Annotated in this window: 25 protein-coding genes, 1 pseudogene and 4 riboswitches; of the genes and pseudogenes, 11 read left to right on the top strand and 15 right to left on the bottom strand. The window is 64.1% G+C overall.

What is annotated here, in order from left to right:
- Nucleotides 1–47: 47 nt before the first annotated feature.
- The 9 genes from ACTNBZ_RS00760 to gluQRS all read right to left on the bottom strand — a co-directional run bounded on the left by ACTNBZ_RS00760 (nt 48) and on the right by gluQRS (nt 10,135).
- Entirely contained in the window at nt 48–1,010 is a 963-nt protein-coding gene (locus tag ACTNBZ_RS00760) for an ROK family protein (RefSeq protein ID WP_441207733.1), read from the bottom strand.
- A 115-nt stretch (nt 1,011–1,125) separates the two neighbouring features.
- Entirely contained in the window at nt 1,126–2,223 is a 1,098-nt protein-coding gene (locus ACTNBZ_RS00755; protein WP_441207732.1) for a lysylphosphatidylglycerol synthase transmembrane domain-containing protein, read from the bottom strand.
- 124 nt (nt 2,224–2,347) lie between these two features.
- Complete coding sequence (locus tag ACTNBZ_RS00750; protein ID WP_441207731.1) at nt 2,348–3,439, bottom strand: MGDG synthase family glycosyltransferase; 1,092 nt, start codon at nt 3,437–3,439, stop codon at nt 2,348–2,350.
- 189 nt (nt 3,440–3,628) lie between these two features.
- Nucleotides 3,629–4,924: a sensor histidine kinase gene (locus ACTNBZ_RS00745; RefSeq protein WP_441207730.1), complete on the bottom strand. Its 1,296-nt coding sequence runs from the start codon at nt 4,922–4,924 to the stop codon at nt 3,629–3,631.
- Nucleotides 4,925–4,934: 10 nt separating this feature from the next.
- Nucleotides 4,935–5,612 (bottom strand): response regulator transcription factor, encoded by a 678-nt coding sequence (locus tag ACTNBZ_RS00740; RefSeq protein WP_441207729.1) that lies wholly within the window; start codon nt 5,610–5,612, stop codon nt 4,935–4,937.
- Between the two features lie 170 nt (nt 5,613–5,782).
- On the bottom strand, nt 5,783–7,087 hold the full coding sequence (grdB, locus tag ACTNBZ_RS00735) for a glycine reductase complex selenoprotein B (protein WP_441207728.1): 1,305 nt from the start codon (nt 7,085–7,087) through the stop codon (nt 5,783–5,785).
- 14 nt (nt 7,088–7,101) lie between these two features.
- Nucleotides 7,102–8,382 carry a glycine/sarcosine/betaine reductase component B subunit gene (locus ACTNBZ_RS00730; RefSeq protein WP_441207727.1) on the bottom strand — a complete coding sequence of 427 codons (1,281 nt, stop codon included), beginning with the start codon at nt 8,380–8,382 and terminating at the stop codon, nt 7,102–7,104.
- Between the two features lie 4 nt (nt 8,383–8,386).
- A complete protein-coding gene (locus tag ACTNBZ_RS00725; RefSeq protein ID WP_441207885.1) occupies nt 8,387–8,764 on the bottom strand; it encodes a GrdX family protein in 378 nt (125 codons plus the stop codon).
- 73 nt (nt 8,765–8,837) lie between these two features.
- A riboswitch (glycine riboswitch) is annotated at nt 8,838–8,932 on the bottom strand.
- A gap of 2 nt (nt 8,933–8,934) precedes the next feature.
- Nucleotides 8,935–9,049, bottom strand: a riboswitch (glycine riboswitch).
- Between the two features lie 123 nt (nt 9,050–9,172).
- On the bottom strand, nt 9,173–10,135 hold the full coding sequence (gluQRS, locus tag ACTNBZ_RS00720) for a tRNA glutamyl-Q(34) synthetase GluQRS (RefSeq protein ID WP_441207726.1): 963 nt from the start codon (nt 10,133–10,135) through the stop codon (nt 9,173–9,175).
- A gap of 146 nt (nt 10,136–10,281) precedes the next feature.
- Nucleotides 10,282–10,399, top strand: a riboswitch (molybdenum cofactor riboswitch).
- A gap of 100 nt (nt 10,400–10,499) precedes the next feature.
- Between gluQRS and ACTNBZ_RS00715 the strand changes: the two genes are divergently transcribed.
- The 9 genes and pseudogenes from ACTNBZ_RS00715 (at nt 10,500) to ACTNBZ_RS00675 (ending at nt 18,602) form a co-directional block, all read left to right on the top strand.
- Nucleotides 10,500–11,525 (top strand): molybdopterin-binding protein, encoded by a 1,026-nt coding sequence (locus tag ACTNBZ_RS00715; RefSeq protein ID WP_441207725.1) that lies wholly within the window; start codon nt 10,500–10,502, stop codon nt 11,523–11,525.
- A 12-nt stretch (nt 11,526–11,537) separates the two neighbouring features.
- Nucleotides 11,538–12,743: a molybdopterin molybdotransferase MoeA gene (locus tag ACTNBZ_RS00710; protein WP_441207724.1), complete on the top strand. Its 1,206-nt coding sequence runs from the start codon at nt 11,538–11,540 to the stop codon at nt 12,741–12,743.
- 57 nt (nt 12,744–12,800) lie between these two features.
- Nucleotides 12,801–13,274: pseudogene (gene moaC / locus ACTNBZ_RS00705) on the top strand (cyclic pyranopterin monophosphate synthase MoaC); the annotation flags it as partial.
- 21 nt (nt 13,275–13,295) lie between these two features.
- On the top strand, nt 13,296–13,778 hold the full coding sequence (mobB, locus tag ACTNBZ_RS00700) for a molybdopterin-guanine dinucleotide biosynthesis protein B (protein WP_441207884.1): 483 nt from the start codon (nt 13,296–13,298) through the stop codon (nt 13,776–13,778).
- Nucleotides 13,775–14,752, top strand: a complete 978-nt coding sequence (gene moaA, locus ACTNBZ_RS00695) for a GTP 3',8-cyclase MoaA (protein WP_441207723.1) — start codon at nt 13,775–13,777, stop codon at nt 14,750–14,752. Before mobB ends, moaA begins: the two co-directional genes overlap by 4 nt.
- Before the next feature lie 31 nt (nt 14,753–14,783).
- Entirely contained in the window at nt 14,784–15,701 is a 918-nt protein-coding gene (locus ACTNBZ_RS00690) for a molybdopterin-binding protein (protein WP_441207722.1), read from the top strand.
- Between the two features lie 34 nt (nt 15,702–15,735).
- A riboswitch (molybdenum cofactor riboswitch) is annotated at nt 15,736–15,881 on the top strand.
- Nucleotides 15,876–16,772 carry a molybdate ABC transporter substrate-binding protein gene (modA, locus tag ACTNBZ_RS00685; RefSeq protein WP_441207721.1) on the top strand — a complete coding sequence of 299 codons (897 nt, stop codon included), beginning with the start codon at nt 15,876–15,878 and terminating at the stop codon, nt 16,770–16,772. (Overlaps the previous riboswitch by 6 nt.)
- Nucleotides 16,773–16,848: 76 nt before the next feature.
- On the top strand, nt 16,849–17,547 hold the full coding sequence (gene modB, locus ACTNBZ_RS00680; RefSeq protein ID WP_441207720.1) for a molybdate ABC transporter permease subunit: 699 nt from the start codon (nt 16,849–16,851) through the stop codon (nt 17,545–17,547).
- Nucleotides 17,538–18,602 (top strand): sulfate/molybdate ABC transporter ATP-binding protein, encoded by a 1,065-nt coding sequence (locus tag ACTNBZ_RS00675; RefSeq protein ID WP_441207719.1) that lies wholly within the window; start codon nt 17,538–17,540, stop codon nt 18,600–18,602. The genes modB and ACTNBZ_RS00675 overlap by 10 nt, the downstream gene beginning before the upstream one ends.
- A gap of 72 nt (nt 18,603–18,674) precedes the next feature.
- Here ACTNBZ_RS00675 and bcp read toward each other — a convergent pair whose 3' ends face one another.
- From bcp to ACTNBZ_RS00645, 6 genes are read right to left on the bottom strand one after another with little or no spacing between them, the layout of a single operon-like run.
- Nucleotides 18,675–19,139 (bottom strand): thioredoxin-dependent thiol peroxidase, encoded by a 465-nt coding sequence (gene bcp / locus ACTNBZ_RS00670; RefSeq protein WP_441207718.1) that lies wholly within the window; start codon nt 19,137–19,139, stop codon nt 18,675–18,677.
- Nucleotide 19,140: 1 nt separating this feature from the next.
- On the bottom strand, nt 19,141–19,890 hold the full coding sequence (yaaA, locus tag ACTNBZ_RS00665) for a peroxide stress protein YaaA (RefSeq protein ID WP_441207717.1): 750 nt from the start codon (nt 19,888–19,890) through the stop codon (nt 19,141–19,143).
- Nucleotides 19,891–19,919: 29 nt separating this feature from the next.
- The gene (gene cutA, locus ACTNBZ_RS00660) at nt 19,920–20,252 is read right to left on the bottom strand and encodes a divalent cation tolerance protein CutA (protein WP_441207716.1); all 333 of its coding nucleotides are present in this window, start codon (nt 20,250–20,252) and stop codon (nt 19,920–19,922) included.
- Nucleotides 20,245–20,487 (bottom strand): hypothetical protein, encoded by a 243-nt coding sequence (locus tag ACTNBZ_RS00655; protein ID WP_441207715.1) that lies wholly within the window; start codon nt 20,485–20,487, stop codon nt 20,245–20,247. The genes cutA and ACTNBZ_RS00655 overlap by 8 nt, the downstream gene beginning before the upstream one ends.
- Before the next feature lie 32 nt (nt 20,488–20,519).
- The gene (locus tag ACTNBZ_RS00650; protein WP_441207714.1) at nt 20,520–20,930 is read right to left on the bottom strand and encodes a GtrA family protein; all 411 of its coding nucleotides are present in this window, start codon (nt 20,928–20,930) and stop codon (nt 20,520–20,522) included.
- Nucleotides 20,917–21,876 (bottom strand): glycosyltransferase family 2 protein, encoded by a 960-nt coding sequence (locus tag ACTNBZ_RS00645; RefSeq protein WP_441207713.1) that lies wholly within the window; start codon nt 21,874–21,876, stop codon nt 20,917–20,919. Before ACTNBZ_RS00645 ends, ACTNBZ_RS00650 begins: the two co-directional genes overlap by 14 nt.
- A 392-nt stretch (nt 21,877–22,268) precedes the next feature.
- Between ACTNBZ_RS00645 and ACTNBZ_RS00640 the strand changes: the two genes are divergently transcribed.
- Nucleotides 22,269–23,420, top strand: a complete 1,152-nt coding sequence (locus tag ACTNBZ_RS00640; protein ID WP_441207712.1) for an iron-containing alcohol dehydrogenase — start codon at nt 22,269–22,271, stop codon at nt 23,418–23,420.
- 18 nt (nt 23,421–23,438) lie between these two features.
- A complete protein-coding gene (locus ACTNBZ_RS00635; protein ID WP_441207711.1) occupies nt 23,439–24,896 on the top strand; it encodes an aldehyde dehydrogenase family protein in 1,458 nt (485 codons plus the stop codon).
- Nucleotides 24,897–24,915: the final 19 nt, after the last annotated feature.

Genomic DNA, 24,915 nt, shown 5'->3' with positions numbered 1-24,915 from the left:
TTCCATTTCGGAGCAGACGGCGGGCATTTTACGTTTCGTTATCGGTTTTAGCGGAATTTGGGCAGCATGGCCGCGCCGATGATGCCGGCGTCGTTGCCCAGCTGGGCCCGCATCAGGCGGGTGCGGTGGGCGTTGTTCCGGGCGTAATCCTCCCGGTTGAGGATGTAGCGTACCGGGGCCATCAGGGTCTCGCCCTGGTTGGACAGGCCGCCGCCAATGCAGAACACCTCGGGCTGGAGGATATTGACCAGGCTGGCCACGCCGGAGCCTAGGTACTCCACATACTCGTCCACCACTTTGCCTGCCACCGCATCCCCCAGGGCGGCGGCGTCAAAGGGGAGCCTGCCGTTGACTTTGGCCAGGTCGCCCTCGGCCAGCTGCCACAGCAGGGACTTGGGGTTCTTCTCCATCAGCTCCCGGGTGCGTTTGATGAGGGCGGTGGCGGAGCAGTAAGCCTCGAAGCAGCCCCGGCGGCCGCAGGTGCACAGCCGTCCCCCCTGCTCCAGCACGAAGTGGCCCACCTCCATGCCGGCGTAGTTGAAGCCGGTGTAGAGCTTTCCGTTCAATACCGCGCCGCCTCCCACTCCGGTGCCCAGGGTGATGGCCACCATGGACTGGCTTCCCTTGCCCGCGCCGGCGGCGTACTCGCCCAGGGCGGCGGCGTTGGCGTCGTTCTCCATATAGATAGGGACGTCCATGGGCAGCCGCTCCTGCAGCAAAGCAGCCAGTGGAACGTTCTGGAAGTCCAGATTGCTCCAGTAGAGGATGGTGCCGCTCTCCGGGTCAATGGTGCCCGGGGAGCCGATGCCGACGGAGCCCACCTCCTCCAGCCGGAGGCCCGCGTCCTCCGCGGCGGCCCGGGAGGCCTCCGCCATGGTCCCGGCCACCCCGGCGGGAACGTCCCCTCCCCGGGGAGTGGGGATGCTGGCCCGGCCCAGAATGGCGCCCGCTTCATCCGTCACGGCGGCGGCAATATTGGTGCCGCCTAGATCGATACCCAGATAATACATAGATACATCCACTCCTCCGGTGCGGGCGCGTTCGCTCGCCAAGTGAAGCTATTGCGCCACAGGCACAAGTTTCACTAGGCTCCCCGCCGCTGGCGCGGCAGCTCGCCAAGTGAAGCTATTGTACCACAGTTTGGGGCGCTTTGCACCTGGAAACCGTGTGCTTCCGGAGATTCTGCTTTTCTCTGCCTGCGTCAACCCGCTTCGCGCTGCCTCTCAGGTGGACCGCCAGAGTGACGCAGCCGCTGATGAGCAGGAAGGCGTAAAAGCTGATGCCCCGGCTCACCAGCATGGCGGGGGTGACCAGCCCGGCGCCGAAGAGGGGCGTGAAGGCCCGGACAAAGCCGCTCTCGGCGGGGCCCACCGCCCCCGGCAGGGGGAGGGAGGAGACCGCCAGTGTCACCAGGGCCTGGGTACCCAGAAAGATGGGCAGTCCCTCCCCCCGCAGTCCAAACGCCAGATAGACCACATAAGGCACCGCGAAGAGGGCCGTCAGCTGTGCCGCGGTAAGAAGCAGCAGCATGGGCAGCAGCTCCGGGTGTCCCCGCAGGCACCGGGCCCCGGCGGCATAGGCCGCCAGCTGCTTTTTCCGCTTCTCCTCGGCTGCCTCCCGGTCCCGGACCGCCCCCACCGCCGCCAGCAGGGCCAGCACACCCCTGGTCAGGGCGGTGGCCGGGCCGGGCAGGAACATCATCACCAGCATCCCGGCCGTAAGGAAGAGCATCACCCCGCCGCCGTACAGCAGCAGCCACTCCAGGCCGCCGCCCAGGGCGGTGCGGAGCTCCGGCAGGGCCAGCCAGGCTGTCAGGGCATATCCTAGCACCGTTACCTGATAGCACACGGCGATGAGCATCATATTGAGGGCCCCGTGGGCGGCAGGTATCCCGTCCCGGGACATATAGTAGATCTGGGCCGGCTGTCCCCCAGTCGCCGAGGGTGTGATGGAACTGACGTAAAACCCCGCAAAGGAATACCCCAGGCATTGCCGCCAAGTCACCCGGCAGCCCAGCCGCCTCAGGGCCAGGCGGCTGCACATGGCCTCACAGCCCACAAACAGGAACATCAGCCCCAGGCCCAGCAGCAGATATCCGGTGTCTGTATGCCCCAGCACCAGGAGCAGAGCGGAGAGAGGCTGGTCCCGCAGCAGCAGCCAAGCGGTGGCCGCCATCAGGGCCAGCAGCAGAATACCGCCCAGCAGATGTTTTCTTCCCCACACGGTCATTGCCTCCGTTTTCTTCCGCGGCAAAGGCCGGACAATACCCGGCAGACCGCCCCGCAGGCGGCCACAAGTCCGGCCGCGGCAAGCGCACGCCGAAGAATCACGCCTTTTTTTCCGCTCATCACGCGTACACCTCCCTCTTGCGCACCATGGCGTCCAGCACCCGGTCCAGCGCCTGAGACTCCAGTGCTTCCTTTCTTCCGCGCATCCGCTCCGCCATCTGTTCCAGCGCATGGTCGTCATAGATCAGTGTCCGGATGGCCTCCAGGCATTCCTCCGGCTCCTTGGCCGCCGACCGGGCCAGGCCCGCCCGGAGCAGGAAGCGGGCATTGTTCTTCTCCTGCTGCAAAAATGGCTCCCACAGCAGCAGGGGCAGTTCGGAAAAGATGGCCTCAAACACGGTGATACCGCCGGGCTTAGTGAGCATCAGGTCGGCCTGTGCCATATAGTCCCACACCCGGTGGGTAAAGCCCACCACCTCGATGTGCTCATACCGCCCATGGAGCCGGTGGTACAGCTTCCGGTTGTTCCCGGCAATCATGGTGGTCTCTACCCCGGGCAGGCCGTTCAGGGCCTCGTAGAACCGGTCCTTCCGGGGCAGCAGTCCCAGTCCGCCGCCCATGATGAGAAGGCGGCGCTTCTCCCCGCCCCGGCGGTGGCCGGGAAGCCGGAATTCCTCCTTCACCGGGATACCGGTGACCAGGATACGCTCCTCCTCCACTCCCTTGGCGGCCAGCCGGTCCCGGATCTCGGGGCTGCCCACCAGATAGCAATCGGTCCCCCGGTGGAGCCACTCATTGTGGGTGGACAGATCGGTGACGCAGGTGATGAGGGGCAGATCCTCCCCGGTCTCCTCCTTGAAGCGGGACACCAGTCCCGCGCAGATGGGGTGGGTGGCCACCACGGCGTCGGGCCGCTCCTCCAGCAGCAGCTCCTCCAGGCGCTCCAGCATGGGCCTGTCCAGCGGGGAGCCGGTGTCGGCGGGCAGATGGTCGGCGAGGCGGTAATAGGTGTTGAACAGGCCGTATCCGTAGGTGACCAGCAGATGGAAGGCCCGGTAGAGCGCCTCGGAGGCGCCCGGCATGGCGTAGGCAAACAGGTCCACCACCCGGACCTCCGCCCGGGGAAAGGCCCGCGTGAGCTGCTGGCACAGCGACTGGGAGGCGGACCAGTGTCCCATACCGAATTTTCCCGTCAGGATCAGGATCTTCATAGAGCTCCCTCCTTTGTTCTGCCCTTATCATACAGGAAGAATTTTTAGAAAGCCCCTGCTTAATCCTTAAAATCCCTTTAAGGAAACATAAAAAATATTCTTTTTTATTGTTCTCATCCTCCACAGGCGATCAGAACATAAAAACGCGGGCGCGTTCTCTCTTGGAAACGCGCCCGCGTGCAGCTTCTTTCAAGTCCGGATGCCTCTGCAGACGGTGGGCAGCAGGGCGGTAAAGCAGGTGCCCGTCTCGGCAGAACTGGTCACCGACAGGCGGCCGCCGTGGCTGTCCACGATGGTCTGCGCGATGGCCAACCCCAGCCCGTAGCCGCCCCGCTCCCTGCTGCGGGAGCTGTCCACCCGGTAGAACCGCTCAAAAAGATGGGGCAGATGCTCCGGCGGAATGGGCTCGCCGGTGTTGCGGACCCACAGCTTCAGCCGGTCTCCCTGCCGGGAGAGGGTCAGCTTCACGTTCCCGCCCTCACCGGCGTATTTGACGGCATTGTCCAGCAGGATCATCACCAGCCGCCGGAGCTGGGCCTCATCCCCCCGGAGGGAGAGCCCCGGTTCGATCCGGCTCTCCAACGTCACTCCCGCCTCAAAGGCCACCGATTCGAAGGGCAGCAGACAGCCCATGGTCAGCTCGCTCATAGAGAGCTCCACAGGGTGGAGGGGCGCCCGGGCCGCGTCGTTTTTCGCCAGGAAGAGCATGTCCTCCACCAGGCCCCGCATATGGGTCCCCTCCTCCTGGATATAGCTCAGCCATTTTTGCTGCTCCTTCACCCGGTCCTCCGGGTGGGCCAGAACGATGCCCACATTGGCCAGAATGACAGTGAGCGGGGTCTTGAGTTCATGGGAGGCGTCGGCCACGAACTGCCGCTGCTGCTTCCATGCCTTTTCCACCGGACGCAGCGCCCATGTGGACAAAAACAGGCTCACCAGGAAAAATCCCATCAGGCCCACCGTCCCCACCAGAAGGGAGTTACGGACCAGATCAGCCAGGTTTTCCTGCTCCCACCGGAGGTCGGCAAAGGCGATGTGCAGATTCCCCGCCCCGTCCTCCTCCGCCAGAAAGCGCAGGTGGAGCCCGGAGATGGTCCCCTCCCGCTCCCCGGTGTCCCACACCTGGGCCACTGCCTGCTCCAGGGTCTCTTCAGACACCTGAATGTTCCCGCCCAGGGTGGAGGAGACCATATTTCCCTCTTCATCCAGCACTACAGTAAAGACCGGGATCATGGCCGTCTGCCGCTCACCGTGCCCACGGTCCTCCCGTCCCTCCGGCTCCCGCTCCATGGGCGGCAGTCCGATCTCCACCCTGGGCGGCGGACCGCCCTCCGGCCACTTCAGCGCCACGCGCATGGCGGCCACGCTCTGGCCCCGAAGGCGCTGGGAGGTGGAACCCATCAGTGCGCCGAAGACGATGAGCAGCACCAGGCTCACCAGCAGCATATTGATCAGGATAAAGGTCCGTCTCAGCCGTTTCAGCATACTGTTCTCCTCAGTTCCCCGGGAAGTCCAGATGGTATCCCACTTTACGCACCGTGGCGATGCTCACCCCGGAGCCCAGAAAAGCCAGCTTTTTCCGCAGAAAGGAGATATAGACCTCCACATTGTTGTCCTCCGCGTCGGACTCGATGCCCCAGACCTTGGAGATAATGTCCTCCTTGGGCACCACCGCCCGGGGCGCGGCCATAAGCAGGCGGAGCACATCAAACTCCTTGAACCCCAGGCGCACCGATCTTCCTGCGCAGCCAAGGCAGCGGGTGGACAGATTGAGCGTCAGATCAAAGACCGTAAGGGTCTCCGAGAGCACCTCTCCCTGCCGCCGGGTCAGGGCCCGTACCCGGGCCAGCAGCTCCCCGGTATCAAAGGGCTTGGTCATATAGTCATCAGCGCCGCAGTCCAGCCCGGCGATCTTGTCACTGACCTCATCCCGGGCAGTGAGCATCAGGATGGGGGTGGAGATGTGGGCGGAGCGCAGCCGCTGGGCTACTTCAAAACCGCTGAGCCGGGGCAGCATCACGTCCAGCAGGATCAGGTCATACTGGCCGGAGAGGGCGTAATCCAGTCCGTCGGTCCCGTCATGGACCGTGTCAGTCTGATAGTGCTGCTCTTTGAGGATCTGGCTCAGCGTCTCGGCCAGACGGTGTTCGTCCTCGACGATCAGGACTCGCATGGCGATCCCTCCTTGCTTCGATATCAAGTCGTTTTTGTCATTCTACCGCTTGAATCTGAATATAGTCTGAAAAAAGGATACCAAAAGAGCCTTCTCCTGTAAATCCTCCCGGCACGAAAAAATCCCCGCCGCCCAATGGGCGACGGGGATTTCGGAGCTGATTTGGAAAATCAGTCGAAGATGGTCTGGTCATCCACGGGAGTCTGTAAAGCCTTGAGGGCCTTCTCGACCAGCTTGTAGCGCAGCTCAAACTCCTCCTCGTGAGTGAGGGCGGGGTTGCCCAGGGGGTGAGGAATCGCGATCGTGGGGACAATACGGTTGGCGCCAACCGTCATGGAGATGGGGGTGACGGTGCACATATGCACCACGGTCACGCCAGCACGCTCGATCTCTTTAACCATCGTTGCACCGCAACGAGTGCAGGTGCCTCACGTAGAGGTCAGGATGGCGGCCTTAATGCCGGCATCCCGAAGCTCCTTGCCGATGGCCTCGCCGTACTTCTTGGCGCTGGCAACAGCGGTGCCGTTGCCGACGGTGGTGAAGAAGTAGGGATAGATGCCGCCGATCTTGCCTTCCTTCTCCATCTTGCGCAGCACGTCCACAGGCAGAACGCGGTCGGCGTCCTCGTTGGCGTAGACCGGATCGTAGCCGCCGTGAGCGGTCTCATGGTCGGCAGCGGTCAGATCCTCGAAGCCGCTGATGTCATAGCGGCCGAACTTGGAGGCGGAGGAGGACTCGATGTGATCGGGGTTGCCCTTGGGCACGATGCCGCCGGAGGTGACCAGAGCGATGGTGGTGTGAGCCAGATCGGTGATGGCCGGACCGGGGGCGACGCGGTCGAAGGAGGGCATGGGGAACTCGGTGGTGTAGGGCTTGCCGGCGAGCTTGTTGAGCAGCATCTTCACGGCACGGGTGGAACCGCGCTCAGCCTCAAAGAAGTTGACGCGCAGGCCGTTGGGCATGTAGCCCTCCTCGGCGGAGGCGCCGACCTTCTCGCCCTTGGCCAGCTTCAGGGCCAGAGCGGCCATCTTGGGAGCGGCCTGGCGCATGCCGGCGGCGTTGTTCTTGGTGGCGATGATATAGACCTTGTTCTTGAACATGTCGGCGCCGGGGTTCTCCTCGTACATACCGGTGACGACGGGCAGGCCCAGCTCATCCTTCACGGCGGCAGCCACGGTGCCGCAGGCCACGCCGTAACGGCCGGCGTTGAAGGCAGGACCGCAGATGACCACGTCGGGCTTGGCGTCGGAAATCATCTTCAGCACGGTGGCCTTGGCGGACTCCAGGTTCTCGTTGAAGTAGGAGTCGCCGCAGATGACAGTACCGACAATCTCAGCCTCGCCCTTGAACGCGGCGTTCAGCGCCAGGCCGGGGCCCACAGCACCCTCGCGGTACTCGGGCGCGTAATCAGCCTTCTCCTCGCCGCCGATCTGGGCGAAGAACTGGTTGATATAATGAACAACTCTAAAACTCATTACAGTTCCCCTCCTTATCTGGCGCTGAGCTTGTTGAAGCCCATCTCGTTGGTGGCGCCAGTAATGACCTGCAGCTCAGCGGTGATGGAACCGTCGGGCTCCAGAGCGCCGTCAAAGCCGCCGGCGATGATGTTGGCAGCCTCGGGGTGGCCGATGACCTTGTCCATCTTGGGCAGGTGGATGACCATGTTGGCGTTGCCGCCGGTGACCACCGCGTCGGCAGCGGGATCGGCGTCGGCCAGGGACTGGGAAGCGCCGTCACGGCCGGCGTACTCGTCGGTGATGATGACGGTCTTGATGCCGGCAGCCTCCAGCTTCTTGCAGTTCATGATCAGGTCGGTATCGGGGTTGCCGAAGCCCTCCTGAGAGACCAGGGCGCCGTCCAGCTCCAGGAACTGAGCCAGCTTGGTGGACCAGTCGGAAGAGCGCTCCTTGTCCATCAGGTACACGTTCTCGTTGGTGATGATAACGCCAACGAAGTTCAGGGTCTTGCCGTGCTGCTCCAGCAGGTCGGCAATGACGGGGTTGTTCAGGTGATGATAGGTGGTGTTCTTGTCGCAGGCGGACACGCAGTTGCCGCTCAGGATGGCGCCGTCCATGGTCTCAGTGGGGTTGAGAATGGTGGGCATGGAGCGCTTCATGTCAACGCCGTAGACATAGGTGTCATGCAGCAGGCCCTGGCTCTGGAGCATCAGGACGTAGCCCACGCGGGGCAGGTCGGGATACTTCTCCTTGCCGCTCATGACGCCGGAGGTCTCATAGACCTTGGTCTCGTCAGGAGTCAGGGTACGGGCCAGCTCGCCCAGGTAGGTGGCAGCCTTCAGGCCGGCCATCCGGATGGCGTGCTCGTGCTGATGCTGCTTGATGCCCTCCTTGGGCTCACAGATCATGACCAGGTTGTGGAGCTTGGAGAAGGGGGTGTAGTCGGCGCCGGGGCCGCTCATGTCGATGATACCCTCCTGGAAGCCCACCACCTTGCCGGTGGTGACCACGGCGCAGCCCTTGAGAACATGGGTCTTGCCGCTGCCCACGGTGCCGACCTTGGAGATGACGCCGGGGAACACGCCGCCGTTGCCCTCCACCTTGACGCGGGGCTCGATGACGTCCTTGACGGGCAGGACGCGCACGGACTCGCCGGGATGGACCACCTCGAAGTCAACCGAGGCCAGGTCCTCGTCCTCCAGCAGCAGAGCGCGGAGCTCCTCCACGTTGACGTAGAGGGTGCCGTTCTCCACCTTGGAGCAGTCGCCGAGCTTAATGTCGCTGATGTGAATTTCGCCTAATTCCAGCCGCATAGTCTCACTCTCCTTTTTGTAGATGCGGGGCTATCGCCCCATGGATCAGCCGAAAATCGATTTCCGCAAAGTCCTCACGCATGTCGGCAGGCGCGTCGTCTCCCCGGTGGAACCGGGGCTTAAACTGACGGCACACGCCGAGAGCGGCCTCGATGAGGTCCAGAGATTCCAGATCCAGAGGGCCCGCCTCCTCGGTGAGGGCCACCGAGCGGAAGGGGGTCTCATTGGGCTTGACACTGCCGGCCAGCGGATGGGTCAGCAGCTTATGCCCGCTGTGGACCAGGTCTCTCACATGTGTCAGGACATCCACATGGCCGCCGTCCACAAACTGAAGCGTACACAGCGAACCATATTGATCCCGGACTTTCTCGTTGTTTGTCACCAGAAGCAAGGCACTCTCTCCTTTGCAGAAAAAACAGGATACAGAACACAACGTATTACTACATCTGCCCTGCACCCTGTGTTTAAAACCTGAGAGTTTCCCCCGCTTTCGAAGCCATCGGAGTTGCCCCTTCGGTGCCATGTACGAGAATCATGGTCTTTTCAGAGTCCTGTCCGACCGCGGTTCTGAAACCTGAGAAATTGGCGGGACCACTCGGCAGATGAATCCCACTTATACCTTCGGTGCCGTCCCTGAGGGAGGGACGAACTCTCCCGCAGCCATCATCCAGCTATATTTGTTTTTTCGATGGCTATATTATAACATATCGGCATTTCAAATACAACAAGAGATTCTATATATTCATTATTAAAAATTCGTGATTACTTAATATCCCGCTACTTTTCTATACTAATCGGTACAATAATCGAAAATATCAGTTTCTGTTTTTATGTCTTTTTGGGGGACCCGATCCCACCGGAAATGAGGGATCAGTTCCCTGGCCTGCACCGGCTCCGGCCGGTCAGTCTGTCCCGCCAGGAAGGCCAGCGTGCCGATGACCTCTTCCGGTGAGCTGTTGGCGCGCAGCGCTTCCATGTCCAGATCCCGGTCCCGCTTGGAGAGTCTCCGCCCATCGGGCGCCACCAGCAGGGGCACATGGAAAAACGCGGGAACAGGCAGTCCCAGCAGCCGGTAGAGGTAGATCTGCCTGGGAGTGGAGTCCAGCAGATCCATGCCCCGGACCACCTGGCTGATCTTCATGGCCCCGTCGTCCGCCGCTACCGCCAGCTGATAGGCATAGACCCCGTCGGACCGGCGCACGATAAAATCCCCGCAGTCGGTCAGCAGGTTCTCTTCGTACCGGCCCATATGTCCGTCTGTAAAAGACACCTGCTCATCCGGGACCACGACCCGCCAGGCCGGGTCCCGCTCCCCCGCCCGCTGGGCCCGCTGGGCGGAGGACAAACTCCGGCAGCGGCCGGTATAGATATTCCGCCCATCAGACCGGTGGGGCGCCGAGGCGGCCAGCCGCTCCGCCCTGGTGCAGAAGCAGGGGTATACCAATCCTTCTGCCTCCAGGTGTTCAAAACACTCCTTATAATAGAAAGTGCGCTCGCTCTGGAGATAGGGTCCGTGGGGGCCGCCCTTCTGGTAGCCCTCATCCCAGTCCAGCCCCAGCCAGCGCAGGTCGTCGGCCAACACCTCGGCGTACTCTGCCCGGCAGCGGTCCGGGTCCAGGTCCTCCATCCGCAGCACCATGGTCCCCCCTGACGCCCGCACCGAGAGCCAGGCCAGCAGGGCGGTGAACACATTTCCCAAGTGCATCCGTCCGCTGGGGCTGGGTGCAAACCGGCCCCTTACCGTCTCCTCCATTTCTCTGTTCCTCCTTTATTATCACCTGATCGCCGTACCAGTATACCACGACACTCCGGCGAAATGGTATACACAACATTTTTGTCTGTGCTGCTTTTCCGCCCTTGCAACCGGAAGAACTCTATAGTATAATGAAAAAAATCATTTTGATGTACCTGCTCCGAGCAAAAGCGGCTAAGGGCTCTGCCTATGCTGCTGCGCCGCGGGTCCGGATGGAAACGTCCCGGCCTTCCTTCTTTGAAAAGGGGCTGCTCCGATCACTGCCGCCCAAGCGGCGGTGGATATTCGTGTATCGTCAGGGGAGCGCCGCTTTTCACGCGGCGCTCCCTTTTTCCGTTCCCCATTCTGATAAGGAGGATCTCCAATGAAACTCATTGATACAAAAGAGGCTGTGGGCCATGTGCTCTGCCACGACCTGACTCAGATCATCCCGGGCGTGACCAAGGACGCCCGCTTCCGCAAAGGCCATGTAGTGGCCGAGGAGGATATCCCCGTGCTCCTCTCCATGGGCAAGGACCACCTCTATGTCTGGGAAAAAACCGAGGGCATGCTCCATGAGGACGAGGCCGCCCAGCGGCTGTGCGCCATCTCCCGAAATGAGAACATGACTGCTACCGAGGTCAAGGAGGGCAAGATCGAGCTGAAAGCCGCCGTTCACGGCCTGTTCCGGGTGGATGTGGAGCGGCTCTTCGCCGTCAACTCCCTGGACGAGATCATGATCGCCACCCGCCACACCAACACCGTGGTCCGCCCCGGGGACAAAGTGGCCGGCATGCGGGTCATCCCCCTGGTGGTGGCTGAGGACAAGGTAAAGGCCGCCGAGGAAGCCGCCGGCGGTACTCCCCTGCTGGAGCTGCTCCCCTTCGTGCGCAAAAAGGCCGCCGTCATCACCACCGGAAGCGAGGTCTTTTACGGCCGCATCGAGGACAAATTTACCCCCGTCATCATGGCCAAGCTGGAACAGTTCGGCGTGGAGGTGGTCTCCCACGTGAAGGTCCCCGACGACCGGGAGGGTATCGTCTCCGCCATCCGCGCCGCTCACGACGCCGGGGCCGAGCTCATTCTCTGCACCGGCGGTATGAGCGTGGACCCCGATGACCAGACCCCCGGCGCCATCAAGGCCGCCGGCGTGGACGTGGTGGCCTACGGCGCCCCCGTGCTCCCCGGCGCCATGTTCCTGCTGGGCCATTTCCCCGACGGCACCCCCGTCATGGGCCTGCCCGGCTGCGTCATGTACGCCAAGGCCACCATTTTTGACCTCATCCTGCCCCGGGTGCTGTGCAACGTCCCCGTCACCCGCGCCGATCTGGCCCGCCTGGGCCACGGCGGCTTGTGCCTGGGCTGCGAGAAGTGCCACTACCCCATCTGCCCCTTCGGAAAAGAAGCGTAAGGAGGGTCCGCCATGAAGACCCGCATCGAGCTGGAGGAAGCCGTGTCCATCCTTGAGGAAAGCCTCTCTCCCCTGGGCCCTCAGGTGGTGGGACTGGCCGCCTGCCTGGGCCGCACCCTGACGGCGGATGTAAAGGCCCCGCTGGACCAGCCTCCCTTTGACCGTTCCCCCCTGGACGGGTACGCCCTCCGCTCCGCCGATATCGCCGGAGCCAGCCGGGAACGCCCGGTCACTCTGACGGTCACTGAAACGGTCTATGCCGGCGGCGTCCCCGCCGCCCCCCTGCTGCCCGGCTGCGCCATACGTATCATGACCGGCGCCATGCTGCCCCAGGGCTGCGACTGCGTGCTCCAACATGAGCGCACCGACAACGGCCGGGACCGGGTGGAGATCTATGCCGCCCTGCCCCCTCACGCCAACTACTGCGACCGGGGCGAGGATTACCGCTGCGGGGACCTGCTGCTCCCCGCAGGCACCCGGCTGGACGCCGCCGCTGTGGGTGTGCTGGCCAGCGCCGGTGTCACTGAAGTATCCGTGCTCCGCCGTCCCTCGGTGATGGTCTTTTCCACCGGAGACGAGATCGTGGAGCCCGGCGTCCGTCCCCTTCCCCCCGGGAAGATCTACGGCTCCAACGCTGCCCTCATCACCGCCCGGCTGAAGGAGCTGGGCGTCGCCGGCGCTGCCGGTGAGCAGCTCCCTGACCAGCCCGAGGATGTGGCCGGCGCCATCCGCCGGGCGGCGGAGCGGTACGACCTCATCATCACCACCGGCGGCGTCTCCGCCGGGGACAAGGACATTTTCCACCAGGTCCTCCCCATGCTGGGGGCCGACCGCCGGTTCTGGAAGGTCAACCTGAAACCCGGCACCCCCGCCATGTACTCCCTGTGCGGCGGCACGCCGGTACTCTCCCTGTCGGGCAATCCCTTTGCGGCCGCCGCCACCTTTGAGCTGCTGGCCCGTCCCCTCCTGGCCGCCCTCACCGGCGAGGACCGCTTCCGCGCCCAACCGGCCCAGGCCGTGGTCTCCGGCTCCTTCCCCAAGGCCAGCCCGGGCCGGCGCTTCCTCCGGGGGGTGTACCGCCATGGCACGGTCTCCCTCACCGGCAAGAACGACTCGGGCATGCTCTCCTCCCTGGTGGGCTGCAACTGCCTGGTGGACATCCCCGCCGGCTCCGGCCCCGTGGAGGACGGGCAGACCGTCCACGTCCTGCTGCTGTAACATTTTCCTGTCTCTCCCCGCATTGATCCCTGAACCGATTTTATTTTGGAGGTCCCTATGGAACCAAAATTCAACCATTTTGACGACGAGGGCAACGCCGTCATGGTGGACGTATCCGCCAAGAATCCCACCCGCCGCCTGGCGGTAGCCCAGGGCAAGATCAAGATCTCCCGCCCGGTGATGGACGCCATCACCGGCCACACTGCCGCCAAGGGCGATGTGCTGGGGGTGGCCCGGGTAGCGGGCATCATGGCCACCAAGCGCACCTCGGAACTCATCCCTCTGTGCCATCCGCTGGCCCTGTCCCACTGCACCGTGGACTTCACCGTGCTCCATGAGGAGTGCGCCATCCTGGCCGAGTGCACCGCCAAGCTGGACGCCAAGACCGGCGTGGAGATGGAGGCCCTTACCGGCGTGTCGGTGGCCCTGCTCACCATCTACGACATGTGCAAGGCCATCGACAAGAGCATGGAGATCTCGGATATCCATCTGGTGTACAAGGAGGGCGGCAAGTCGGGCACCTTCACCAATCCCGGCCACCGGGAGCCCGCCGTGGTGGCGGTCAGCGGTGTGAAGAACTCGGGCAAGACCACCCTTATCACCGCCATGCTCCCCCACCTCAATGCCGCCGGGCTGAAGGTTGCCACCGTCAAGCATGACGGCCACCTCTTCACCTCCGATCCCGAGGGCACCGACACCGGAAAGCACATGGCCGCCGGGGCCTGGGGCACCGCTATTTTTGACCGGGAGAAATACAAGATCGTCCGGCAGGACCCGGTGGATGAAAAGGAGCTTATCGCCCGCTTTTCCGACGCCGATCTGGTGCTGCTGGAGGGCTTCAAGCACTCCCCCTGGCCCAAGCTGGAGCTGGTGCGGAAGGGCAATTCCGACGCGCCGGTGTGCGACAGCGGCACCCTGCTGGCCCTGGTCACCGACCTGGATCTGGCCCTTCCCGGCGTGCCCTCGGTGCCCTTTGACGGTGCCGCCGCCGCCCAGGTCGTTCTGGACTACCTGAAACAGGAGGGACGGCTATGATCGACGGATACGGCCGCACCATCGACTATCTGCGCATCTCGGTCACCGACCGGTGCAACCTGCGCTGCGTCTACTGCATGCCCCCGGAGGGGGTGGAGTGGATGGAGCACACCGAGATGCTCACCTATGAGGAGATCATCCGGCTCTGCCGGCTTTTCGCCGCGGCGGGCATCCGCAAGGTCCGCCTCACCGGCGGCGAGCCTCTGGCCCGCAAGGGTCTCCACCACCTGGTCCGGGGCATCCGGGCCATCGACGGTATCGACGGCGTCTCCCTCACCACCAACGGCGTTCTGCTGGCGGAGCAGCTCCCCGACCTGATGGACGCCGGGCTCACCGCCGTGAACCTGAGCCTGGACACTCTGGACCGGGAACAGTACGCCGCCATCACCCGCCGGGACGCGCTGGAGGACGCGCTGGCCGGCCTCCGGGCCGCCCTGGCCGCCCCGGGCCTTCATGTCAAGCTCAACTGCGTACCCATGGGGGACAACGACAGCCAACTGGTCCCCCTGGCCGCCCTGGCCCGGGACAACGACCTGGCGGTGCGCTTCATCGAGCTCATGCCCATCGGTCTGGGGGGCGCCCTGCCCCGCCGCACCGAGGAGCAGGTCCGCGCCATGCTGGAGGAGGCTTTTGGCCCCCTCTCCCCCTGCCCGGCGTCCTTCGGCGCCGGCCCGGGCCACTATGTCACCGCCGGCGGCTTCCAGGGCAAAATCGGTTTTATCAGCGCCATGACCCATCAGTTCTGTGACCAGTGCAACCGGGTGCGGCTCACCGCCACCGGCTTTCTCAAGACCTGCCTGCAGTACGAGACCGGCTCCGACCTGCGCTCCCTGCTGCGGGACGGCTCGGATGATCAGGTCATCCTCTCCGCCATCCGGGACGCCATCTCCCACAAGCCCGCCCGGCACCACTTCAACGACGCCGCCGGCCAGAGCGCCGACGAGACCCACAATATGAATCAGATCGGAGGGTAATATCCTCTTCCGATATTACGAGGTGTTTACTATGCACAAGGTAATCGCAGTCTGTACCAGCCCCGCCAAGGGCACCCAGAAAAAAGCCGTGCCCTCCGTCCATCTCATCGAGGACTGGGGTATCGAGAACGACGCCCACGCCGGCAAGTGGCACCGGCAGGTTTCTCTTCTCTCTCACGACAAGATCGAGGCCTTCCGGGCCCGGGGAGCCGAGGTGGCCGACGGCGCCTTCGGCGAGAATATCATCGTGGAGGGCATCGACTTCGCCGCCCTCCCCATCGGCACCAGGTTCTACTGCAACGACGTGGTGCTGGAGCTGACCCAGATCGGCAAGGAGTGCCACAGCGGCTGTGAGATTTTCAAGAAGATGGGCGAGTGCATCATGCCCAAGCAGGGCGTGTTCACCCGGGTGCTCCACGGCGGCGACATCAAGGCCGGAGACGAGTTCCGGGTGGAGCTGCCCTTCCGCGCGGCGGTGATCACCGTCAGCGACTCGGGCGCCGCCGGCAAGCGGGCCGATCTCAGCGGCCCCGTGATCTGTGACATTCTGGCGCAAAACGGCTACCCGGTGGTCCACACCGTCCTCCTGCCCGACGAGCGGGACCAGATCGCCGCCGAGATGGCCCGCCTGGCCGATGAGGATGCGGCAGACCTGATCCTCACCACCGGCGGCACCGGCTTCTCCCCCCGGGACTGGACCCCCGAGGCCACCAGGGATGTCTCCGACCGGGACGTGCCCGGCATCCCCGAGGCCATGCGCGCCCTGTCCCTGTCCATCACCCCCCGCGCCATGCTCTCCCGCGCTGCGGCCGGCATCCGCAAGGGGACCCTGATCGTCAACCTGCCCGGCAGCCCCAAGGCTGTGAAAGAGTGCCTGGAGTACATCCTCCCCGCCCTCTCCCACGGGCTGGCTATTCTCAAGGGCACCGCCGGGAACTGCGCCCGGTAAGCCTGTAAAAAAGGAGGATCGAAGCAAACACGCAGCCACACAAAAACTTCGAGCCCGCGGCGCCTAAGGCACCGCTACGGACCGCGGGACGACGCGTGCGAATCTATCCCGCGCGCAGCAGGGTCGCCGCCGGAAACGGGACGGCCTACCGTATTGTAAAGGAGTTAAATTCAAATGAAAAAAGTAATTTCCCTGTTTCTTGCTCTGACCATGCTCCTGGCCCTGGGCGCCTGCTCCGGCGGCCAGTCTGCGCAGCCCTCCGCCGCCCCCTCGGCCCCCGCCGCCTCTGAGCCGGTTGCCGCTCCCTCCCCCGAGCCCGCCGCCGAGCCCGTGGAGCTCACCGTGTTTGCCGCCGCCTCCATGACCGAGACCATGAACCAGATCGCTGAGATGTACAAGGAAGTGGCTCCCAATGTGACCCTGGTCTATAACTTCGATTCCTCCGGCACCCTCAAGACCCAGATCCAGGAGGGCGCTGTCTGCGACCTCTTCATCTCCGCCGCTCAGAAGCAGATGAACCAGCTGGACGCCTCCAAGGACGCCGAGGGCGGCAATGTGGACGGCCTGGACTTTGTGCTCCAGGGCAGCCGCATCAATCTGGTGGAGAACAAGGTGGTCCTGGTGGTCCCCGAGGGGAACCCCGCCGGCGTCACCTCCTATGAGGATGTGGCCACCGACAAGGTGAAGCTCATCGCTCTGGGCAACTCCGACGTGCCTGTGGGCCAGTACTCTGAGGAGATCTTCACCAGCATGGGCGTGTGGGACCAGCTCAACGCCGACCAGAAGATCACCTTCGGCACCAACGTGAAGGAGGTCACTTCTCAGGTGGCCGCCGGCGCGGTTGACTGCGGTGTGATCTATGCCACCGACGCCGCCTCCGCCATTGCCGCAGGCGACAAGATGGAAGTGGTGGCAGAGGCCCCTGCCGGTTCCCACAAGCAGGTCATTTACCCCGCCGCCGTGCTCAATATCTCCCAGCACCAGGAGGAGGCCCAGGCCTTCCTGGACTATCTCCAGACCGACGCGTGCACCCAGGTCTTTGAGTCCGTGGGCTTCTCCATTCCCCAGTAAAATTCGGTAACCGGTTCGGCGGGACGGCTCAGCTGCCGCCCCGCCGTTTTCCTCCATCCCGGAAAGAAGGTGTCACATGGACTGGTTCCCTCTCCTCAACTCCCTGCGCATCGCCCTCATCGCCACCGTCTTTACGTTTTTCCTGGGTATTTTCGCCGCCTGGTATGTGGCCAAGCTGCCCAGGCTCGTCAAGGGCACGCTGGACGTGATCCTCACCCTGCCTCTGGTCCTTCCTCCCACGGTGGTAGGCTTTTTCCTTCTCAAGCTCCTGGGGCCCTACGGCCCCGTGGGCAGCCTGGTGATGAAGCTCTGGTCCGCCCGGATCACCATGACCTGGTATGCCTCCATCTTCGCTGTGATCATCGTCACCTTCCCCCTGATGTACCGCACGGTCCGGGGCGCCTTCGAGGCCTTTGACCAGGACCTCATCTATGCCGGGCAGACCCTGGGCCGCTCCAACACCTGGATCTTCTGGCGGGTGCTGCTGCCCGGCTGCAAGCAGGGCCTGATGGCGGGCACCGTGCTGGCCTTCGCCCGGGGCCTGGGAGAGTACGGCGCCACCAGCATGGTCTCGGGCTATACCCCCGGCCGGACGGCCACCATCTCCACCACGGTCTACCAGCTCTGGCGGGAGAATAACGACGCCCTGGCCTACCGCTGGGTGGCGGTGAACGTGGCCATCTCCTTTGCCGTACTGCTGGCCATCAATCTGCTGGAAAAGCGGGAGCGGCAGAGCGCCCCCCGCGCCCCGGAGGAGGTGGAGACATGTCCCTGATGGTAGATATCCACAAGGACCTGGGCCGGTTCCGGCTGGACGTGTCCTTTGAGACCGGCGGCGGCGTCATGGGCCTGCTGGGGGCCTCGGGCTGCGGCAAGTCCATGACCCTCAAGTGCATTGCGGGCATCGTGACCCCCGACCGGGGCCGCATCGTTCTGGACGGGCGCACCCTGTTCGACTCGGAACGGCACATTGACCTGCCCCCCCAGCAGCGGCGGGTGGGCTATCTCTTCCAGCACTATGCCCTCTTCCCCCACATGACGGTGGCGGACAACATCGCCGCCGGCTTCCGCACCCGGGACCGGGCGGAGCGGCAGCGCCGCGGCGGGGAGCTCATCCGCTCCCTCTATCTGGAGGGGCTGGAGGACAAGTATCCCCGCCAGCTCTCCGGCGGCCAACAGCAGCGGGCGGCCCTGGCCCGCATCCTGGCCAGCGACCCGGAGGTCCTGCTGCTGGACGAGCCTTTTTCCGCCCTGGACAGCTACCTGAAGTGGCAGGTGGAGCTGGAGCTGATGGAGCTGCTGGACCGTTTCTCCGGTCCCACCCTCTTCGTCACCCACAGCCGGGACGAGGTCTATCACTTCTGCTCCAGCGTGTGCGTGCTGGAGGGAGGTGTCTCCCAGCCCCGGGAGCCGGTGGACGTGCTCTTCCGGGCCCCCGCCACCCTGTCGGCCTGCCTTCTCTCTGGCTGCAAGAACGTCTCCCGGGCCCGCCCCGCCGGCGGCACTGCTGTGGAGGCCCTGGACTGGGGCGTCACGCTGGACACCGGCAGGCCGGTCCCCGGCGATCTGACCCACATCGGCATCCGGGCCCACTTCCTGCGTCCCGCGGCAGAGGACGGGCCCAACACGATCCGCTGCTCGGTCCTGCGGGTCATCGACAACGTGTTCTCCACGGTGGTCATGCTCTCCACGCCCGGCGGGGACCGGGGCTTCTCCCGCCTCCGGCTGGAGCTGGACAAGGAGGACTGGGCCGCCCTGGGTTCTCCCGCCGCTCTCGCGCTCCGGGTCGAACCGGAGGATATCCTTCTTTTGACCGAGCCCAAATCGTGACATAGTTCCGTATATCCGTATGCACAAAATATCCGCCCGGAGCCGATGGCTCCGGGCGGATATTTTTCATATTTACTTTTCCCCGTCCAGATAGGCCAGCAGATCGGCGGCATTGGTATCGGGCTTCACCTTGGGCATGACCTTCTCGATCACGCCCTTCCCGTCGATGAGGTAGGTGGAGCGCACCACGCCCATGCTCACCTTGCCGTAGAGCTTCTTCTCCTGCCATACGCCATAGGCCTGAATAGCGGTGAGCTCCGGGTCGGAAAGCAGGGTGAAGGGCAGGGCGTGCTTGTCCGCAAACTTCCGGTGAGAGGCGGCGGAGTCCCGGCTGATGCCGATGACCGCCACATCCCGCCGTCTGAACTCCTCATGGGCGGCGGCAAAGGCGCAGGCCTGCCGGGTGCAGCCCGGCGTGTTGTCCCTGGGATAAAAGTACAGCACCACTTTTTTCCCCGCGAAGTCCGACAGGGACACCGGGTTCCCGTCCTGATCCGGCAGGGTGAACTCCGGCGCTTTCATTCCCACTTCCAGCATGTTAAGCTCCTCCTTTGATGAATACCAGATGATCCTGATCCGAATGACCGGGGGAAAAGCGGTAGCCCAGCTCCGCGAAGGCCCGCAGGTCGCCGGGCCGCTCTACCCGCTGCTCCGCCAGCCAGCGCACCATCTGGCCCCGGGCCATCTTGCACATGGTGCCCTTCTCCACGATCTTTCCCTCTCGCAGCTCCCCGAAGGTGCAGGTGATGAAACGGACGGAGTCGGGCAGCCAGGGCTCCACCGCCCGGCTGTACTCCCGGGAGGCCAGGTTGAGCACCGTATCCGTCTCCTCTGCCAGAGCGCCGGCCAGCTGATCGCCCCAGAAGGCGTACAGGTCCCGGCAGCCGTCCACGGCCAGCCTGGCCTGCATCTCCAGCCGGTATGGGGTCACCCCGTCGAAGGGGCCCAGCAGTCCGTAAAACCCCGACAGGATACGCAGGTGCTCCCCAATGTAGGCCAGCGGCTCCCGCTCCAGAACGCCGGGGGCCAGATAGCGGTACTGGATGCCCTCATAGGCCAGGACAGCCGGGGTCAGCCCCCGGCGCAGATCCATGGTCTTCAGGCGCTCCACGTTCTCCGCGGCGATGGCGTCGTTGCACTTCCACAGCTTCTGCAGCTCCCCGGGGGTCATACCCTCCAGGGCGGCCTTGAGCCGCTCCGTCCGGTCCAGGAAGCGGGGCAGCCCCTCCGGGGCCAGGCTGTCGGTATCCACAATCATTTTCTTGGCCGGTGAGATGATGATGCGCATTCCGGTCTCCGCCCCTTTCTCCGCCGCCCTCACAGGCCAACCCGGTACAGGGGGATGACCTGGATGACCGGCTCCTCATAGGGGTGGACCCGCCTGACGGCCTCCACCGTCTCATCCACCCGCCCGGTACGGCAGGTGACCTCCACCTTCAGCTCCGGCTCGGTGCTGATCTCTCCCGCCCGGCCCAGATAGGGATGCGTCCCCTCCAGAGGCCGCCAGCAGCTGGTGACTCTGCTGTAGGACAGGCAGCAGTCATATTTTCCGATATGCCCGGCGTCCACCGCCCGCAGCGCCTCCTGAAGTACCGGAAGATGGCTCTCCGGGATGAAGATTTCCAGCTTGCAGCAGGCAAACTCAGGCATAGGGGCCTCCCATCTCGTCCAGAAGGTCCCGCAGCTCGTCGGCCAGATCCTCCAGCTCCTCGTGCCGGTCGCCCCAGGCCTCGTACGCCTCGCTCTCCATGTCCGCCGGCTCCTCCTCGTCCAGCGCCCGAAGCCGCGCCTCCACCGCGTCCAGATACTCCCGTAGCTCCTCTCCGCTCATCCCTTCCGGGTCAGGATCCCCCGCATACCGGTCAAAAGCAAGGATGTCCGCCATAAGATCGCCTCCCGCAAAAAACAGTTTGTCCTTTACTCCGCCCTGTGGAAGGCGAAAAACCGCTGCCCGAAGTAATTCAGGACGGTGTAGAGCCCCATGCCGCCCAGCTTGGCCAGCCGCTCCTGCCACAGCGCCGGGATACCGGTGCGGCCCAGCAGCCAGCCGGCCACGGGCTGGGCCAGACTGTAGGCCAGAACGTAGCACACCGCCACGTTGAGGGCGAACTTCACCGCTGATCGGCCCATGGTCTCCTGGCTGCGGAAGGTAAAGTACCGGTTGAGGAAAAAGCTCATCACCGCCCCCGCCGCGTAGGCAATGGCGGTGGAGGGCCAGTAGCCCAGTCCCTCCAGCAGGAACATGAGCACCATGGACAGCAGGGTGTTGCCCACCCCCACCAGCAGGAACTTCCACACTGAGGCGTCCAGCAGCTTAGTCTTTTTCATGGCTGTCCAGCACCTCCCGGATCAGGAAGCGGGGCCGCTCCTTGGTCTCCAGATAGATCTTTCCGATATACTCCCCGATGACTCCCAGGGAGAGGAGGATGAGCCCGCCGATGGCCCACACCGAGCAGATCACGCTGGCCCAGCCCAGCACGGTGGCCCCGCCCGCCCAGCGGACCACAGAATAGATCAGCATCAGTATGCTGACCAGAAAGACCAGGAAGCCCAGCAGGGTGATATACCGGATGGGCTTGGTGGACAGGCTGGTGATGCCCTCCATGGCAAAGGCGAGCATCTTCTTCAGGGGGTACTTGCTCTCGCCGGCGAAGCGCTCTCCCCGCTCGTACTCCACCGTCCCGGTGGTGTAGCCGATCATGGGCACGATGCCCCGAAGGAAGAGGTTGACCTCCTTGAACTGGGAGAGCCCCTCCAGCGCCCGGCGGGACATGAGGCGGTAGTCTGCGTGGTTGAACACGGTCTCGGCCCCCAGGAAGTTCATCACGCGGTAAAAGCCCTCGGCGGTGAAGCGCTTGAAGAAGGTGTCCTTCTCCCGGCTGGAGCGCACGCCGTAAACGATGTCGCACCCGGCATAGTATTTTTCCACCATGGCGTCCACCGCGTCCACATCGTCCTGCAGATCGGCGTCCATGGAGATGACCATGTCAGCCCGGTCCCTGGCCGTCATCAGTCCCGCCAGCAGGGCGTTCTGGTGGCCCCGGTTGCGGGTCAGGTTCACGCCGGAAAAGCGGCGGTCCTTTTCATGCAGCTCGGCGATCATGGACCAGGTCCGGTCTTTGGAGCCGTCGTTGACGAAGAGGACCCGGCTCTCATCCGAGATAGTCCCGGCGGCGATCATGCCCTCCAGCTTGTCCTTCAGACGGCGTGAGGTCTCGGGCAGGACCTCCTCCTCGTTATAGCACGGGACCACGATATACAGAATATCTCCCATCACGCACCTCGCATCGTTTCCCCCGCCGCGCCGCTCTCTTTTCTTCCGGGTCCGGAGCCGCGGCCGCCGGGCATTTTGTTTATTTTATCGCTGTTTGGACGAAAAGACAACCCGCTTTGTTCCCTTCCTTTTCCATTTCTTTGTTTGGGCAGCCATTTCTTCTGTTTTTCTTTTTTTAGTATAAATCACGAAAATGTCATTTTGCCCAAATTTCCTCTTGCATATCCCCTTCAAATATGCCATACTCATCAGTAGAAAAACGTTTTTCTCAAGTTCATACGCCTTCGGAGGCATACGCGGCGCTGAGCGCCGCGCGGAAACGCAGCCGTGACACTGGTATGATACGATACCTCTGTCAGCGGCTGATTTTATTTTTTCAGGAGGTCTTTGGTATGGTCACTCACTATCATATGCCGGTAGATGTACGCTTTGGCATCGGCTGTCTCAGGGAACTGGCCGGGTTTCTGTCCCCGGAGGACCGGGTGCTGCTGGTCACCGACCCCGGGCTGGAGGCCGTGGGCCTGGTGGACCGGGTGCGGAACGTGATCTCCCCCACCGGCGCCGACTGCCGCCTCTATGACAAGGTGGAGCCCAACCCCACCGCCGCCCTGGTGGAGTCGGCCATGGAGGAGGTGCGGGACTACTGCCCCACCAAGCTGGTGGCCCTGGGAGGCGGCTCCTCGGTGGACACCGCCAAGGTCCTGGCCGCGCTTGCCACAAACGACGGCCCCCTGGTGGATTATCAGTGGAACGGCAAGCCCTTTGTGAATCCGCCCCTTCCCCTCATCGCCATCCCCACCACCGCCGGCACCGGCAGCGAAGTGACCATGTGCGCCGTCATCGTGGACCGCAACTGCAAGAAGGGCATCAACGGCCCGGCCATGTTCCCCATGGCCGCCCTGGTGGACGCCGAGCTGATGGCCAGCCTGCCTCTCTACCTCACCGCCACCACCGGCATGGACGCCCTCTCCCACGCCATCGAGGCCTATGTGGGCCTGGGGGCCAACCCCATCACCGACGCCTGTGCCCGGGAGGCCATCCGCCTCATCGGCGGCGCCCTGTGGCGCGCCTGCGCCAACGGCGGCGACCTGAAGGCCCGGCAGGACATGGCGCTGGGCAGCGTGCTGGCCGGCGTGGCCATGGATCAGGCCGGCCTGGGTCTGGTCCACGCCCTGTCCAGCCCCCTGTGCTCCTTCTTCCACATGGCCCATGGCGAGGCCAACGCCGTGCTCCTCAAGTACTGCATGGAGTTCAACCTCATGGCCTGCCCGGAGAGATTTGCCGATATCGCCGCCCTGCTGGGGGTGAATACCGCCGGGATGAGCACCTTCCAGGCCGCCCAGGCCTCGGTAAAGGCGGTGGAGACTCTCTTTGACCAGACCGGCGTCCGGGTACCCTTCACCTCCTTCGGCATGAAGGAGAGCGACGCGGAGCTGGTGGCCTCCAACCTGGCTTCCTTCCTTCAGGCCAACAACCCCCGCCGCATCAGCCAGAAGCAGTGTGAGCAGCTCTATCTGCACATCCTGGCCGACCAGAGCCGCTGAATACGGGAGGGATATCATATGACCGAAAATAACGTTTTGGAATACCGCAACCTGATCGGCGGCGTTTGGCAGGGCGCGGAGAACGGGCGGACCATCGACCTCTTCTGCCCCTGCGACGGCTCGCCGGTCTCCCGCGTCCCCGACTCGGGGACCGGGGATGTGGACCGGGCGGTGGCCGCCGCCCGCGACGCCTTTGAGCACGCAGACTGGGCCTTCAACCCCCGGCTGCGCTCCCGCTGCCTGGGCGCCTGGGCCGCCGCCATGCGGGCCAACCACGAGGCGCTGGCCGTCCGCCTGGCGCTGGAGACCGGCAAGCCCATCGGCGAGGCCCGGTTCGAGCTCAACAGTTCCATCGGCTACGTGGAATACTACGCCGCTGCCGCCCGCACCCTCTACGGCACCAGCACCGCCGTGGAGGCGGGTCTCCTCTCGGTCCTGGCCCGGGAGCCCGTGGGCGTGGTGGCCGCCATTACCCCCTGGAACTACCCGGTGACCCTGCTCATGCGGGACATGGCCCCCGCCCTGGCCGCCGGCTGCACCTGCGTCCTCAAGCCCGCCACCCAGACCACCGGCTGCACTCTGGCCGTGCTGGAGCTGCTGGACGGTATCCCCGAGTTCCCCAAGGGCGTGGTCAACGCCGTCTCCGGCCGGGGCAGCGTGGTGGGCGACGCCCTGACCCGCCACCCCGATGTGGATATGATCTCCCTCACCGGCGGTCTGGAGACCGGACGCGAGGTCATGAAAACCGCCGCCGACAGCATGAAAAAGGTCTCTCTGGAGCTGGGCGGCAAGTCCCCCAACGTGATCTTCGCCGACGCCGACCTGGACAAGGCCCTCCCCTTCGCGCTGAAGGCCATCTTCATGAACGCCGGACAGCTGTGCACCGTGGGCTCCCGGCTGGTGCTGGAGGAATCCCTGGTGGATACCTTCCTCCCCCGGCTGAAGGAGGAGGTGGAAAAGCTCCGACCCGGCTACTGCCTGGATGAGAACACCAATCTGGGCCCCGTCATCTCCCGGGAGCAGATGGACAAGATCATGGGCTACATCGAGATCGGCAAGCAGTGCTCCACCCTGGTGACCGGCGGCCGCCGCCTCACCGAAAACGGGCTGGACAAGGGCTTTTACATTGCCCCCACCATCTTCCTGAATCCACCCATGGACTCCCCCATCGTGCAGGAGGAGATCTTCGGGCCCGTGCTGGTGGTGCAGACCTTCCGCACCCGGGAAGAGGCCCTGGCCATCGCCAACGGCACCGCCTACGGTCTGGCCTCCGCCGTCTGGAGCCGGGACATCGACAAGGCCATGTGGGTGGCCCGCCGCCTGCGGGCGGGCTCGGCCTGGGTCAACTGCTACAACAAGCTGCTCCCCGAGTGCGAGACCGGCGGCTACAAGCAGAGCGGCATGGACCGGGCCGGCGGCGCCGAGGGCATGCTCAAATACACCGAGGTCAAGCACCTCTGCGTGGATTTTAAATAATGTCTGCTGAATAAACCAC

The sequence above is a fragment of the Pseudoflavonifractor sp. HCP28S3_F10 genome, from assembly GCF_052065415.1.
Taxonomy (GTDB): Bacteria; Bacillota; Clostridia; order Oscillospirales; family Oscillospiraceae; genus Pseudoflavonifractor_A.
The sequence above is the reverse complement of the archived record's forward strand: the minus strand, read 5'-3'. Positions and strand labels throughout refer to the sequence as shown.